This window comes from Antarctobacter aquimaris (assembly GCF_900184945.1).
Lineage (GTDB): Bacteria > Pseudomonadota > Alphaproteobacteria > Rhodobacterales > Rhodobacteraceae > Maliponia > Maliponia aquimaris.
In genome coordinates this window covers 13,894-27,511 of sequence record NZ_FXYF01000019.1, presented here as the reverse complement: position 1 = coordinate 27,511, position 13,618 = coordinate 13,894, and the positions used below count along the sequence as shown (strand labels likewise).

Genomic DNA, 13,618 nt, shown 5'->3' with positions numbered 1-13,618 from the left:
AATAAGGGAGGAAGACACATGAAAGACAGCATCCGCAACCTGCTGGGCGCGACGGCGCTGGCGCTCATCTCGGTGGGCGGCGTGGCACAGGCGCAGGATTGCCCGCGCGGCACCCTCGATGAACGGTTCTGCGACGTGGACGGCGACCTGGTCGCCGACATCCCCACCGATCCCGCCCAGTGGATCGACCCGGACACGCTCATCTTTGCCTATACCCCGGTCGAGGATCCCGCCGTCTACCGCGACGCCTGGGTCGAATTCATGGACCACCTCGAGGCCGTGACCGGCAAGGAGGCGGTCATCTTCCCGGTCCAGTCGAACGCCGCGCAGATCGAGGCCATGCGGTCCGGACGCCTGCACATCTCGGGCTTCAACACCGGGTCGAACCCGCTGGCGGTGAACTGCGCCGGCTTCCGGCCGTTCACGATCATGGCCTCGGACGATGGCCATTTCGGCTACGAGATGGAGATCATCACCTATCCCGGCTCTGGCATCGAGACGGTCGAGGACATCAAGGGCAAGCAGCTGGCCTTTTCCTCGCCGACCTCGAATTCGGGCTTCAAGGCGCCGTCGGCCATCCTCAAGGGCGACTACGGCATGGAAGCGGACCGGGATTTCGAACCGGTGTTCTCGGGCAAGCATGACAACACCGTGCTGGGCGTCGCGAACAAGGATTACGCGGCCGGGGCCGTCGCCAATTCCGTCATGCAGCGGATGATCGCGCGCGACGTGATCAAGCCCGACCAGGTGGTGTCGATCTACAAGTCGCAGACCTTCCCAACGACCGGTTTCGGCACGGTCTACAACCTGCCGCCCGAGTTGCAGGAAAAGATCAAGGAAGCCTTCTTTACCTTCAACTGGGAAGGCACCGCGCTCCAGGCGGAATTCTCCAAGTCCAACGAGGCGAAGTTCATCGAGATGAACTACAAGGACTTCTGGGACGTGATCCGCAAGATCGACGCGGCGAACGGCGTATCCTACGCCTGCGAATGAAACCCGGGCACTCCGGCAGGCCCCGCAAGGGCCTGCCACGCCCCCGCGACCGGGGATGGCCATGCTGCGCCTGAAAAAACTCACGAAAACCTACAAGACCGGCGACAAGGCGCTCAAGGACATCGTCCTCGAGGTGCCCAACGGCCAGGTGCTTGCGCTGATCGGGCCTTCGGGCGCGGGCAAGTCGACCATGATCCGCTGCATCAACCGCCTGGTCGAACCCAGCAGCGGCGAAGTCTGGCTGGACGATGTGGAACTGACCCGGCTGGGCTCCGGCGCGCTGCGCCGGGCGCGGCGCGAGATGGGCATGATCTTCCAGGAATATGCCCTCGTCGAGCGGCTGACCGTGATGGAGAACGTGCTGTCGGGGCGGCTGGGCTACGTCGGCTTCTGGCGCTCGTTCACGCGCCGCTTTCCGCAGTCCGACGTGGACGAGGCGTTCCGCCTGCTGGACCGGGTGGGCCTGCTGCACATGGCCGACAAGCGCGCGGACGAGCTGTCCGGCGGCCAGCGTCAGCGCGTCGGCATCTGCCGGGCGCTGATCCAGAACCCCAAGCTGCTGCTGGTGGACGAACCCACCGCCAGCCTCGACCCCAAGACCAGCCGTCAGATCATGCGGCTGATCACCGAGTTGTGCCTCGAACGCGGCCTGGCGGCGATCATCAACATCCACGATGTGGCGCTGGCGCAGATGTTCGTGCCGCGCATCGTCGGCCTGCGCTTTGGCGAGATCGTCTTTGACGGCCCGCCCACCGGCCTGACCTCGGACAAGTTGACCGAGATCTACGGCGAGGAAGACTGGGAAGCGACCATCCAGAAGGTCGAGGACGAAGACGACGTGGAGGCCGCCGAATGAGCCACCGCGAACTCGACGACATGCTGGGCAAGGGCTGGCGCAAGCCGCATTTTGTCCGCAACCCCCTGCTGCGCTACGGCCTCGTGGCGGGGTTCCTCGTCTATCTCGTCGCCGCCTACATGACCATCGACGTGAACTGGACGCGGGTCTACGAAGGTCTCGACCGGGGCTGGCAATTCGTGCTGGCCTTCACCCGCCCGGATTTCGTCAGCCGGGCAAACGACATCTGGCACGGCCTGGGCGAAAGCATCGTGATGACGGTCGCCGCCTCGGTGCTGGGCGTGCTGATCTCGATCCCCATCGGCCTGGGTGCGGCGCGCAACATCGCGCCCCTGCCCGTCTACATGATCTGCCGCGGCGTCATCGCGGTCAGCCGCGCCTTGCAGGAGATCATCGTCGCGATCCTGCTGGTGGCGATCTTCGGCTTTGGCCCCCTGGCCGGCTTTCTCACGCTCAGTTTTGCCACCATCGGTTTTCTGTCCAAGCTCCTGGCCGAGGATATCGAGAGCATGGACCGCGTGCAGGCCGAGGCGATCCGCGCATCGGGCGCGCGCTGGATGCAGTGGATCAACTACGGCGTGCAACCGCAGGTGATGCCGCGCCTTGTCGGCCTCAGCATGTACCGCATCGACATCAATTTCCGTGAAAGCGCGATCCTGGGTCTGGTCGGCGCGGGCGGCATCGGCGCCACGCTGAACACCGCCTTCGACCGCTACGAATACGACACCGCCGCCGCCATCCTGATCCTGATCATCGGCATCGTCATGGCGCTGGAGTACCTGTCGGGCGTCATCCGGGCGAGGGTTCAGTAATGCCGGTCAACACACAGAACGGCACCCAGGTCTGGCGCCGCCGCACCACCGGGGAAAGCCTGGTCCGCTGGGTCGGCTGGCTGATCGGCGTCGCGGTCTTTGTCTACTGCTGGCAGCAGATTTCGGAGGCGACGACCTGGTTCTTTGTCTGGGACGCGCCGCGCATCGCCGGCGACATCTGGGCCCGGGCCACCCCGCCGCGCTGGGAATACATCACCCAGCTGGGCCGCCCGATCTGGGACACGCTGAACATCGCCACGCTGGGCACGCTGATCTCGCTGTGCCTGGCCGTGCCGGTGGCCTTTCTCGCGGCGCGCAACACCACGCCCTCGGCGCTGTTCATCCGGCCGGTGGCGCTGCTGATCATCGTCGCGACCCGCTCGATCAACTCGCTGATTTGGGCGCTGTTGCTGATCGCCATCATCGGGCCGGGGGTGTTTGCCGGGGTGGTGGCCATCGCCATCCGCTCCATCGGCTTTTGCGCGAAGCTGCTGTATGAGGCGATCGAGGAGATCGACCATGCCCAGGTCGAGGCGATCACCGCCACCGGGGCGAGCCGCTGGCAGGTCATGGGCTTTGGGATCGTGCCGCAGATCATGCCCGCCTTTGCCGGCATCGCGGTGTTCCGCTGGGACATCAACATCCGCGAATCCACCGTGCTGGGGCTGGTCGGCGCAGGCGGCATCGGGTTGCAGCTGTCGTCCTCGCTGAACGTCCTGGCCTGGCCGCAGGTCAGCCTGATCCTGCTGGTCATCCTGGCCGCCGTGGTCATCAGCGAATGGGTCTCGGCCAAGGTGCGGGGGGCGATCATTTGACCGGGCACACGCTGGACACGGCCTTTGCCGCCTACGAGGCGGTGCGGCACCGCCTGCCGGCCCCGGTCCACAGCGCCACGCCGCCCGAGCATGTGACCGACCTCGACGCGCTGGCGGACCGCTTCGACGCCTTCCTGCTGGATGCCTTCGGCGTGCTCAACATAGGCGAGACCGCGATTCCCGGCGTGGCCGAGCGCATCGCCGGGCTGCGGGCGCGGGGCAAGCAGGTGATGGTCGTGTCCAATGCCGCCGGCTTTCCCCATGCTGCGCTGGTGGAAAAATACGCCCGGCTGGGGTTTTCCTTCACCGCCGAACAGGTGGTGACCAGCCGCGCCACGCTGCTGGCCGCGCTGGGGGATCGGCGCGGGCTGCGCTGGGGGTTGATGGCGACCCGCAGCACCGGCCTGCGCGATCTCGAAGGGCTGGACCTGACCTATCTCGAGGAAGACCCCGCCCCCTATGCCGAGGTGGACGGCTTCCTGATGATCGGCAGCGCCGCCTGGACGGACGCGCGCCAGCGCCTGCTGGAGGCCGCGTTGCAGGCAAACCCGCGCCCCGTTCTGGTCGGCAATCCTGACATCGTGGCGCCGCGCGAAACCGGCTTTTCCACCGAACCGGGCCATTTCGCGCATCGGCTGGCCGACGTGACCGGCATCGCGCCCGAGTTCTTTGGCAAACCCTTCGGCAACATATTCGACCTGGCCTTTGCCCGGCTCGACCCGATCCCGGACAAGAGCCGCATCCTGATGGTCGGCGACAGCCTGCACACCGACATCCTGGGCGCGCAGGCGGCGGGCATCGGGTCCGCCCTGGTGGCGGGCTACGGCTTCTTTGCTTCGGGCGACCCGCGCGACGCGATCGAACGCGCCGGCATCCGGCCGGACTATATCCTCGAGAGGCCCTGAACCGCCGGCGCGGCTCAGCCCGTTGGGGGGAGGTAGCCGAAGGCCGCCACTTCCCTGGCGAAGAGATCGCCGACAATCCGCGTGAGTTCCGGTGTGTAACTCACCTCCGGGCGCGGGGTGCCCGGCTTGTCGGCCGCCAGCACCTTGGCGCGCGGCAACCAGCCGTCCCACGTCAGGCCGACTTGGGGCAACACCTCGGCCAGCCCGGCGGTCAGGTTCTCGAAACGGATGACATGGTCGACGGCGACTTTGTCGTCGATCGCATAGAGCGGCCAATTGTCCGGCTCGCCCGGCACGATGCCGCCCAGCGTATCGCCGTCGCGGATCGCCTTTATGAAGGTCTCGAAGCTGGGCGGCGCCTGAACATCCCGGGTGCGCCAGAAGTAGTCCGACACCATCCTGTCCCACGGATTCCGCACCACGCAGAACTTGGCGTAGCCCGCCCATTCCCGCGGAAAGGCGGCGGCGATGGCCGCGGCGCGCGCATGGTAGGGGAAATCGCCCAGAATCGGCCGATAGCGCGCGTGGATGCGTTTGCGCGCGCGCTCGGCCCGGCGCCATGGCCCCAGCGCCCCGGCAAAATGCAGACGGTCCTCGATCCGCGTCAGGGCCGTCCGGCCGGGCAGACGGGCCGCCTCGGCATAGACGCGGCGGGTGTAGGGGATGCCGGCCTCGAAGGTCTCCTTGAGACCGCTCAGTTGCAGGTCGTCCGGCCCGAGACTGCGCGCCAGCGCGACGCTGATCGAGCTGCCGGCGGTCTTGCGGCAGTGCAGGAAGATGAAGCGATGCTGGTGGCTGAGGATCACGCGGTCACCCCTGGGGTCACGATCTGAACGACGGGCTGCATCAAAAGCCCGGTCAGGGCGCGCATCCCCGCACCCGGCGCCATGTGGTTGATGTTCAGGAACAGATCCGGCGACAGGTCAAAGGTGTCGGGCCGCAGGATGCACGTGCAGTCGGCGGTCTGGCAGTCGTCCAGCGCGCGGTCAAAGGCGCCGCCGCCGGTCGGCCCGCCGACCATCGGATGCACCCAGCCCAGCACCGGCGCGCCCATGCCGGCCAGAGCTTGGCTGGCCGCGCGCCAGTCTTCCAGCGCCTCAACGTCGAAGGCGATCTCGCCCCGGTAGACGGCGGCGATCTCGTGGTCGCGCTCGCGTTCCCACAGGGGTTTCTTCTTCTTTTCGGGGGCTTGCTGCCGCTCGGCCAGCATCCCGCCCGTCTGCGGTGCCCAGTCCAGTTCGTTCCCGGCCTGTTTCGGACGCGGCAGCGCCCCCGCCGAGGCATAGAACGCCTCGTCGAGGTCCACGTCGCCCTTGGGCGGCACGGTGGACAGCAGCACCGGGTCGAATTCATGCAGCACGGCGGCGACCTGTCCGCTTTCCGCGAGGCCCGCAATATGCTGCGCCATGCGCGCAAGACCACGAGAAGTCAGCGCCGGCAGGCCGATGTTCAGCACCCGCAGGTCGTGCCCGGCGTCCCGCAGCACCGTCTCGGCGTGGCGCGTGTCGATGGCCCGCATCGTCCCGGACGAACCATAGGCCAGCACCAGCCCGCGCGACACGCCCGCCAGCACTGACGGCGCGGCGTTCAGAAAGGCGATGGCGCGGTTGGCCCGCACGATCCGGTCGGCGGGGATGGCGGCCAGTGCGGCGGCGGCATCGTGCCCTCGTTCGAGGTTGTCGACCAGCTCGGCAAACCGCAGGTTGGCCAGCAGCGCGACGCGTGTCTCGTCCAGCTGCACGCCGAACTCCTCGGCAAAGACCAGGGTCAGGTTGACGAAATCGAGGCTGTCCATACCCGCCATCAGCAGGTTGTCGGCGCTGCGGACGGCATTGGCCGAGAGCGTCGGTTTGATCCGCAGGATGGCCTCCATCACCCTGCCCTCGAACGACCCCGCCTCGGCGGCACCGCGCGCGGCGAGCCGTTCCTCGATGGCGCGGGCGATGGCCGGGCGGTCGATCTTGCCGCTGGCGTTGGTCGGAAAGGTTGGCAGGCCGAACAGGCTGGAGGGCACCATGTAGTCGGGCAGTTGCGCGCGCAGCGCGGCGCGGTCCAGCGCGGGATCTGCGGCCTCGGTTTCGACCGCCGCGATGACATGGGTGGCGTTGGGGTTGCCCGGCGGCCAGGTCAGCGCGACGACGTTGGCCTCGGGGAACTGGCCGCGCAGCGCGGTCTCGATCTCGCCCAACTCGACGCGGTAGCCGCGGATCTTGGCCTGGAAATCGCTGCGCCCGTGAAAGTGCAGCACCCCGTCGCGACGCGAGACCAGATCGCCGGTGTCATAGAACCGCCGTGACCGGCCTGGCAGGCGGACAAAGGCGCGCGCCGTACGCTCGGGGTCGTTGAGATAGCCGGCGGCGACCTGCGGGCCGCCCAGGTGCAGCGTGCCGATCTCGCCCTCGGGCAGCGCCTGCCCGTCCGGCCCGATGACCAGCGCAGACATCCCGGCAAAGGGCGCGCCGATGGGCACAATCCCCTCGCCCGAGCCCCGCGTCAGGTCATGGCGCAGGCAGGCGATGGTTGCCTCGGTCGGGCCATACCAGTTCTCGATCCGCGCCTGCGGGGTGGCCTGCTGCCAGGCGCACGCCAGGTCGGCGGGCAGCGCCTCGCCGCAGAAGAGCACGCTGCGCAGGGTCGGAAAGGCCCCGGGTTTCAGCGCGCCGCTTCGCTGGAGCGTCCCGGCCAGAGTCGGCACGGAAAACCAGTGGGTCAGACCCTCGCGGGTCAGGTAGGCGGCCGGGTCGGCCAGGTCGCCCTGCGAGGCCACGCAGAGCGCCGCGCCGCTGGACCAGGCGACGAACAGGTCATGCACCGACAGGTCAAAGGTCAGGTCGAAGGTCTGGGAAAAGCGGTCCTCGGGGCCGGGCTGCAGGATTGACAGCGCCGTGTCGAGGTAGGCGCCCAGGTTGGCCTGGCTGATCGCGACACCCTTGGGCGTGCCGGTCGACCCGGAGGTAAACAGGATATAGGCGGCATCCTCCGCGCGGGCGCGGGTCGGAGTCCAGCCCGGCACGGGTTCGGTCGGCGGGTCGCGGTCGATTCTCCGCACCTCGGCCCCGGTGCCCTCGGCGATGCGCGCGGCCGTCTCGGCAAAGAGGTCGCCGCAGAGGAGGACCGAGGCGCCGGAGCGGCGCAGGATCTCGCGGTTGCGCGCCTCGGGAAAGCGGCAGTTGAGCGGGACATAGGTGCCGCCCGCCAGCACACTCGCGAGGATCGCGACATAGGCCGAGGCGTGGCGCGCCGCGTAGACGGCTACCACCGGCTGCCCGGATGGAAGGCGCGAGGCCAGCGCCGCGGCGGCGGCGAACAGGCGCTCGTAGCTCCAGCTCTCGCCATCGACGATCAGCGCGGGCCGCGCCGCATGGGCGCCCGCCGCCGTGGCGAGGCGGCTGGCAAGATCCGGCAGGCGCTGCCCCGGCGTGACCTCGGTCGCGGCGCGCGCGGCGTAGGGCAGCACCACGGGGGCGGCACGGCGGTCCATCTCGGCGTGATGTTTGGTGTTGGCGACGGTGTAGAAGGGCGACCATTCCTTGTTGGTCAGGCGCTCCAGCGGTTCGACCAGAGAGGGCCAGACCATCGGCCAGCGCCCGCCCTTGCCCGCGCGGAAATCGCGCTTGTAGCCCAGCCGGTCCATCAGCGGGCCGACCATGCGCTCGACCGCCACGATCTGCCGCCTCGACAGTTCCTTGCGGTATTTGTTGAAGTTGTCGCTCATCACCGGGCGGGCGAGGTTCTTCCACGCGTCCTTGCGGGTGGAGAATTCCTTGACCGTCTCGGCCTGGTGGAACTCCAGCATCTGCTGGTCAAAGTCGATCCCGGCAAAGCGGCACAGGTCGCGCAGCACACCTTCGGAATCGGCGACAAGATCCTCGTAGCGCTGAAAGAACACGCGTCCGGGCCCGAAGTGGCCCAGCATCCGCAGGCCAAAGCGCTGGTCCGCGTCCCAGACCTGCATCGCGTTGCGCAGCGAGCCGAACTTGTTGCCAAAGGGCCCGGTCTTGAGCGCCACGGCCGACGCCAGGTAGTCGCGCGGGTCGCGGGTCTGAAAGACAAAGCGCGCGTCGGGAAAGGCGTCGATGATCTGCGCGGCGGCCTCGTGCAGCTCGTTTTCCTTGACCATCACCAGCCTGGCCCCCGTCTCGGCCAGGATGCCGCCGTAGAGCGCGCGCAGGATCTCGCGCGGGACAAAGGGGTCCGCCGCCTCGATCCGCGCGGCGATGGCGGCGGCGACGGGTTCGGGGAACTGCTTGTGCAGGCGCTCGCGCGCGAGGGTCAGCATCGCCTGCGCCACCGGCCCCTCGCGTTCGCCATGTACCAGCGCGTCGGCGCGCACGATGACATCGCGGATCAGGTGCAGCGGCTGTGGCGCGCTGACCTGCGGGTGGGCGTCCAGCATCGCGCGGATCAGGTTCGACCCGGAACGTTCGGAACAGATCAGGAAAAGGAACGGACCTATGGTCATGGCGTCGGCTTGCGGTCGGACCGCCCGATCCGCAGCACGTAGGCCGGACCTTGCGGAAAGCTTCGGATCAGCGCCCGCAGGTGCAGGGGCCAGTGGCGCGGCGCGCGCCAATCGGTCGGGGCGCGCACCGCGACCCGGGTGCGTTTCTCGGCCAGCACGGTCTCGTTCGACGGCGGGAACAGGTGCTGGTTCGCCCAGGACACCTGCGCGGTGCGGGTGTCGTCGAAGAGGCCCGGCGGAAGATCCTCCCCGACCCAGTGCAGCACGTCGCGCAGCGCCTGTTGCGGGGTCTCGGTAAAGTCCTCGTAGCGCAGGGACCTGTGGTGCAGCCCCTCAGTCTCGCGCCAGCGCGCCAGCCGGCGTTGCCGCTGGCCCCAGGCGTCCAGCCGCTGGGTGATCTTGCCCGGTTTCTTCCTGGCCCAGCTGACCGCTACGGCGCGGGGATCGCGGGCGAGGTTCAGCACATGCAGGTCCACCGCGCCGGTCAGGTGGCAGGCAAGCGCAAATTCCGGCGATTTCGAGCTGTCGACCAGCACCCGCGCGCCGGAGACCGCGTAGAGCGCCCGCAGCAGCGCGGCGAGGGTGTCCAGTGCGCCGCGATGCGCCGGCGCCAGATGCGCGAGGCCCTCGGGGGCGTTCCAGTCCGAGAGTGCTGCTGCCTCGGCCATGAACCGGCGCAGCGCGGCATCCGCCTGCGTCATGTCGGCGGCCGCGTGGTCCGGCAGGGCGCGGCGGCGCACCTCGCCCCAGACGGCGCATCCCGTGAGGCTTTCACCGCAGGTGCAGGGGGCGTCCTCGGCCCAGCCTGCCAGCACGTCGCGCAGCTGCCCGATGTTGAAGACGCCCGGCGCCTGCGTCAGCAGGACCGACAGGATCGTGGTCCCCGACCGTCCGGAACCGGAGATCGTCAGGCAGGCGGGGCGGTCGCGGGTCATCTGGTCAGGTCCGGTCATGGCCCCGGCTTTATGCCCAGCGGCCCGGGGTTTTTGAAGCGGATTCGCGTGAATTCTCAGGATCGGGGGCGGCGGTGAAACAGGTCCAACAATCCGCGGCGGGGCGCGGCCAGGCGCAGCATCTCGGCCTGCACGGCGGCCAGGCGGTCGGGGTCGACATCACAGATGTCGGCAACGCGGTCCAGCGCACGCACCTGCCGGTCCGCCTCGTCCGGCGGCATGGTCGGCGGGCCAATCTCGGGGAAGGTGACGCCAAAGGTTTTTTCCAGCCAGTCCAAGTCCCCTGCCCGCGCCTCGAGCGCCGGTTTGAGGTCCGTGCGCAGCTGTGGGCGGGCGTAGCCGGGGCACTGGCGGTCGGCCTCTTCGACCAGCGCCTTCATCCGCTGCGGACGCTGGCGGTGGTAGCGCGTGGGTGCCCCGATCTGGCCGCGCATGAAACGCTGCATGATCTCCATACCCTCGGCGCTGAAGGTGGTGTTGGCCTCCATCCCCGCCTGCGAATATCCCGACGGATCGACCCCGGCAAAGCGCAGGCAGAAATCCGTCACCGCGTCCTGCCCCTGCAAAACGTCGCGCGCAAAGCGGACGCAGCGCACCGGGCCAGGGCCATGCGTCATCCAGGGCTCCAGCGTGTCGCGGTAGTAGCTGCGCGAGGGGATCATGAAGTCGGGCCGCTTCTTGAGGTCCTGCTGGGCGTAGGACAGGAAAAACGACGCCGGATCGCGCAGGTAGGCGCAGACCTCGATGTCGTCGAAATGCGGGGCGACCAGCCCGGTCAGCCGCGCCAGGCCCTCCGGCGCGAAGGGCCGGAACTGGTTCTCGCACGACAGGATGACGAGGTGGGGGCGCGCCGCCTGCATGTCGGCCAACGCCGCCCGCCAGAACCCCTCGCCCAGCGCCGTCTTGCGCGCGTCGTCACGCGGGCCGCCCAGGCGCGGGTCATGGTGTTTCACGTCCCCTGTCAGGTAGGTGAAGATGTCCTGGTGGTTGGTGTGGTTGCCCGTCTCGGGCACCAGCACGCCCGCGTCGCGCAGCGCGGCGGCGTTGGACAGCAGGAAGGTCTGGATCGAGGTGGACCCCGCCTTGCCCATGCCGATGTGCAGCAAAAGTCGGGTCATTGCCGGTGTCCCGGAGCCGCAGCCTTGCGGCCTGTCTTGTCCCACGCCATCATCGCACACCCCTTCGGCAGGCCGCGTCGGCCCGGCCCCGTTCCCCTAAGAGAGATGCCCGAAGGACGCAAGTGCGGGGCGGGACGGGCACTGGGCCCTGCCCCTTGGCCGCCCGGTCCCGGAGACAGCGCCACGGTCGGCGCGCGCCCTGCGACGACATCCTCAGGGATCAGCTTGCCGGGGCGCAGACACCCGACAGGACGCCAGGGAACAGATCATGCGGCGATGACGCCGTGTTGCTTGACGCGCCTGTCTGCGTCGCTTTTCCCGCAAGCACATCGTCCCGCCGCGGCTGTGGTGACGAACCAGGGGAATCGCCGGACATGGCCGGGGTGCCGGCCCCCCCTCGCCTCCGCCCTCTTGGTGGCGGCGCATTTTGCCGCTAGAGATTGCCCCGATCGCCAGCCCGGGGTGGAGAAAGATGGCCGGAAAGCCGCTCAACAAGAAAAACCTCGTCGTCCTGGGAGCAGATGCCCTGGCGGACCTGTTGCTCGACGCGGTCAAGGGAGACGCGGCTCGGCAACGTCGCGTGCGCATGGCGCTCGCGGCCGAACAGGGCCCGCGCGAGGCCGCGGCGGATGTGCGCAAGCGCTTTGCGCAGATCCGCAAGGCGCGCAGCTTCCTGTCGTGGAAGACACAGCGCAGGCTGGCCCGCGAATTGACCGACCTTGTCGACGCGATCGACCGGCGGATTGCCCCCGAGGACGCGGCGACCGCGTTCGACCTGCTCTGGGCGCTGCTGCACCTGGCGCCCGGCATCCACGCGCGCACCGACGACAGTAACGGCACCATCGGCGCCGTGATGGACGACGCGATGGACGCGATTGCGCGCCTTGCGCCCCGGCTGGACATGGATGCGCAGGGGCTGGCCGATACGGTGTTCGATGCGATCATGGACGACGGATACGGCGCCTTCGACCACGCGGTGACGGCCCTGGGCGGGGCCTTGGGCGAGACCGGGCTTGCGCATCTCAAGGCGCGCGCCGAAGCCGCCATCGCCGCGCCGCTGACCGAGGTGGACCTGGCGCGTTTCGACTTTGTCGGTGACGAGCGACGCAGGTCCGACCTGGCGCGCGACAACCGGGACCGCACCGCGCGGATCATCCTGCAGGACGTGGCCGACCTGCAAGGTGACGTGGACGCGTGGCTGGCCCGCTACACCGCCGAACAACTGACCTTTCACACCATCGCACCACAGGCCGCGCAGCGGCTGCTTGCGGCCGGACGTCCCGGGGATGCCCTGCGCCTCGTGCAGAACAGCCTTGCCCGGCAGGAAACCGGGGATCGCTGGTTCGACACGCCCGACCTGGACGCGGTGCAGTTCGACTGCCTCGAGGCGCTGGGAGAGGAGGACGCCCTGCGCGCCGCCCTCTGGAGCCGGTTCGAGGCACGGCTCTGCGCCCCGACCTTGCGCCGTTATCTCGCGCGCCTGCCGGATTTCGAGGACGACGAGGCGCTGCTGACAGCGCAGGCCAAGGTGCTCGCCTTCCCCGATGTGATCACCGCGCTGGCTTTCTGCCTGTCATGGCCGGATGCGGCATTGGCGGCGAGGCTCGTCCTGTCGCGCGCCGAAGAACTGGACGGCGATGCCTACGAGATCCTGACCCCGGCCGCCGAGACGCTTGCGCCCGAGCATCCCCTCGCGGCCGTCCTGGTCTGGCGCGCGATGATCCGTTTTGCGCTGGAAAAGGCGCGATCGGGCCGCTACGGCCACGCCGCGCGGCACCTCGCGTCGTGCGTGCAGGCCGACCAGGCCATCGTCGATTACGGCGAGCACCCGGACCACCAGGCTTTCGTCGCCGCCCTGCGCACCGCGCACGGCCGCAAGTCGGCATTCTGGAGCCGGGTTGGGTAGTCCCGGGTGGCCGCCGGAGGACCGCGGTGTCCGCCTGGGGGACCTCAGGCCCCGAGCATTGGCCCACCTGCCCCGATCGGCCATGGACGATGGCGCCGGCGAGGACCGCACCCGCGATGGAAGAGGTCGCAAATCGCGCCTGGATGCAGGACCCAAGGTCCTAGAACAGAGGGCGATCCTCAAGACATCCGGCCGCGCGCCGCGAATATTGGAAGGCTGGAGAGATGAAACGGCTGGGGCTCGATGCCACCGACATTCGCATTCTCGGCGCGTTGCAGCAGCACGGGCCGTTGAGCAAGAGCAAGCTCGCCGAGATCGCCAACATCTCGGCAACGCCCTGCTGGGCACGGCTGGACCGGCTGAAGGCGGCGGGTTTCATCCGCGGCTACCATGCCGACATCGCGCTGGAGCGGATCGCCGACGTGACGCAGGTCATGGTCACCGTCTCGCTGACGCATCACCGCAAGGCCGACTTTGACCGGTTCGAAGACTGGGTCAGACGGCAGGACGAAATCACCGAATGCGTCTCGACCGGCGGCGGCATGGACTACGTGATGAAGACGATCTGCCCGACCCTTTCCGCCTTTCAGGACCTGATGCAGGGCATGCTGAACGCCGAACTCGGGGTCGACCGATACATGACCTACATCGCCACCCGGGTGGTCAAGGCGGGGCAGCCGAACATCGCGAAACTGGCCGGCTCCGTGCCGCGCGACCGAACGGTCCGAGACCCGTCCGAAAAATAGCCCGAACGGTCCGGAGCGGCGCGTTTTTCGGACCACACAGGCAGCCTGCGCC

The 13,618-nt window shown here is 68.6% G+C and carries 11 protein-coding genes; 7 read left to right on the top strand and 4 right to left on the bottom strand.

What is annotated here, in order from left to right; all coding sequences use genetic code 11:
• Positions 1–18: 18 nt before the first annotated feature.
• The 5 genes from phnD to MAA8898_RS22565 all read left to right on the top strand — a co-directional run bounded on the left by phnD (position 19) and on the right by MAA8898_RS22565 (position 4,381).
• Positions 19–993, top strand: a complete 975-nt coding sequence (phnD, locus tag MAA8898_RS22585) for a phosphate/phosphite/phosphonate ABC transporter substrate-binding protein (protein ID WP_094023290.1) — start codon at positions 19–21, stop codon at positions 991–993.
• A gap of 61 nt (positions 994–1,054) precedes the next feature.
• Complete coding sequence (gene phnC / locus MAA8898_RS22580; RefSeq protein WP_094023332.1) at positions 1,055–1,849, top strand: phosphonate ABC transporter ATP-binding protein; 795 nt, start codon at positions 1,055–1,057, stop codon at positions 1,847–1,849.
• Positions 1,846–2,661, top strand: coding sequence for a phosphonate ABC transporter, permease protein PhnE (gene phnE, locus MAA8898_RS22575; RefSeq protein ID WP_094023289.1), 816 nt, complete (start codon positions 1,846–1,848; stop codon positions 2,659–2,661). The genes phnC and phnE (MAA8898_RS22575) overlap by 4 nt, the downstream gene beginning before the upstream one ends.
• Entirely contained in the window at positions 2,661–3,476 is an 816-nt protein-coding gene (gene phnE / locus MAA8898_RS22570) for a phosphonate ABC transporter, permease protein PhnE (protein ID WP_094023288.1), read from the top strand. The genes phnE (MAA8898_RS22575) and phnE (MAA8898_RS22570) overlap by 1 nt, the downstream gene beginning before the upstream one ends.
• The gene (locus tag MAA8898_RS22565; RefSeq protein ID WP_094023287.1) at positions 3,440–4,381 is read left to right on the top strand and encodes an HAD-IIA family hydrolase; all 942 of its coding nucleotides are present in this window, start codon (positions 3,440–3,442) and stop codon (positions 4,379–4,381) included. The genes phnE (MAA8898_RS22570) and MAA8898_RS22565 overlap by 37 nt, the downstream gene beginning before the upstream one ends.
• 14 nt (positions 4,382–4,395) lie before the next feature.
• Here the strand turns inward: MAA8898_RS22565 and MAA8898_RS22560 are convergent, their stop codons facing one another.
• Genes MAA8898_RS22560 through MAA8898_RS22545 form a run of 4 tightly spaced genes read right to left on the bottom strand, consistent with a single transcriptional unit; the run spans position 4,396 to position 10,914 of the window.
• On the bottom strand, positions 4,396–5,187 hold the full coding sequence (locus tag MAA8898_RS22560) for a sulfotransferase family 2 domain-containing protein (protein ID WP_094023286.1): 792 nt from the start codon (positions 5,185–5,187) through the stop codon (positions 4,396–4,398).
• The gene (locus MAA8898_RS22555) at positions 5,184–8,843 is read right to left on the bottom strand and encodes an amino acid adenylation domain-containing protein (protein ID WP_094023285.1); all 3,660 of its coding nucleotides are present in this window, start codon (positions 8,841–8,843) and stop codon (positions 5,184–5,186) included. The genes MAA8898_RS22560 and MAA8898_RS22555 overlap by 4 nt, the downstream gene beginning before the upstream one ends.
• Positions 8,840–9,796, bottom strand: coding sequence for a sulfotransferase (locus MAA8898_RS22550; RefSeq protein WP_094023284.1), 957 nt, complete (start codon positions 9,794–9,796; stop codon positions 8,840–8,842). Before MAA8898_RS22550 ends, MAA8898_RS22555 begins: the two co-directional genes overlap by 4 nt.
• Before the next feature lie 56 nt (positions 9,797–9,852).
• Positions 9,853–10,914 (bottom strand): hypothetical protein, encoded by a 1,062-nt coding sequence (locus MAA8898_RS22545; protein ID WP_141194926.1) that lies wholly within the window; start codon positions 10,912–10,914, stop codon positions 9,853–9,855.
• Positions 10,915–11,386: 472 nt separating this feature from the next.
• Here MAA8898_RS22545 and MAA8898_RS22540 point away from each other — a divergent pair, with 472 nt between their 5' ends.
• Positions 11,387–12,820, top strand: coding sequence for a DUF6880 family protein (locus MAA8898_RS22540; protein ID WP_094023282.1), 1,434 nt, complete (start codon positions 11,387–11,389; stop codon positions 12,818–12,820).
• Between the two features lie 224 nt (positions 12,821–13,044).
• On the top strand, positions 13,045–13,566 hold the full coding sequence (locus MAA8898_RS22535) for an Lrp/AsnC family transcriptional regulator (protein ID WP_094023281.1): 522 nt from the start codon (positions 13,045–13,047) through the stop codon (positions 13,564–13,566).
• Positions 13,567–13,618: the final 52 nt, after the last annotated feature.